At 47.5% G+C, this 1069-nt stretch carries 1 pseudogene; it reads left to right on the forward strand.

Features of this window, described 5'->3' with window-relative positions:
• Positions 1-1069 (forward strand): annotated as a pseudogene (locus ACFILN_RS01290) (filamentous hemagglutinin); the annotation flags it as partial.

The following is a 1069-nucleotide window of genomic DNA, read 5'->3' on the forward strand; positions in this document are numbered from 1 at the left end:
GGAAATGAAAGAGCTAACTGATATTACCGGTAAACCGGAATATGCGATAGATGGTTCTGCTTTGGGGGCTCTACAGGCGGATCAGATTAAACTTGTGGCAACAGAAAAAGGTGTTGGTGTTCGCATGCGCCATGATATGGCAGCCAATGCGGGGCAGTTGTATCTTTCTGCTGATGGGAAAATCTCGTTGAAGAATGTTTTTGGTCATGGGGGTGTTGTTCTCAAATCGAAAAGCCAGAGCGTATTGGCAAAGCACATCACCTCGAAAAAGCATATTGATATTGCCGCACATAAGGATGTGACGTTAGAAACGGTTGGCGCTGATGGTCATTTGAAGATAGAGGCGCAGGATGGGCTTTTATCGATTGCCGGTAAGGCAACCTCTGGGGGCAATATGGAGCTTTCTTCGCGCCAGACACTTCAAGTTTCAGGGCTAGGGTCAGGTGCTGATATGGCTCTTGAAGCGGGCGGAGACTTGAAGCTTGAGGGGATTGTTTTAGCGCAAGGGAAGCTCAAGGCGCATGCCGGTGGTGATATACAGGCGCAGCTTTTAGCCGGTGGGGTTGATATGGCGGCAACGGGTGCTGCTGGTGTTGTTGTTCTTGGCACCCAAGGGGATGTTGATCTCCAGAGCAGTCAAGGTGCGATTGTCGCTGAAAGTGTTTATGGGGCAGGAGATATCACCCTGGTTTCTCATAATGGGCTATCTGTTTCTCAAACAATTCTGTCGCATCAAAATGTTGCCATTCAAGCACAACCAGAAACAAATGCCCCCGTTCATTTTAGACAACTTTTAGCCTATGGTAAGGCAAATATTGAGGGTGGGGCGGTTGACTTTTCTTCGCTGATGACGGGTGAAAAAGCTGTTTTAAAGGTTGGCAGCCTTGATGCTGGCACACTGATGACAGGTGTCGTTTCTACGGGCGGTTCAGGGGATCTTGTTTTAGATAAAAACGGTTTTCTTTTGATTACAGCAAAAGAAGGGGTGAAGGTTGGTCAGATTGCCAGTGGTGGCAATATTGAAATTTTTGCAGGCAACGACATCTATTATGATCAGGTCATGGGCTAT

The organism is Bartonella sp. CL434QHHD, from assembly GCF_042195145.1.
Taxonomy (GTDB): domain Bacteria; phylum Pseudomonadota; class Alphaproteobacteria; order Rhizobiales; family Rhizobiaceae; genus Bartonella.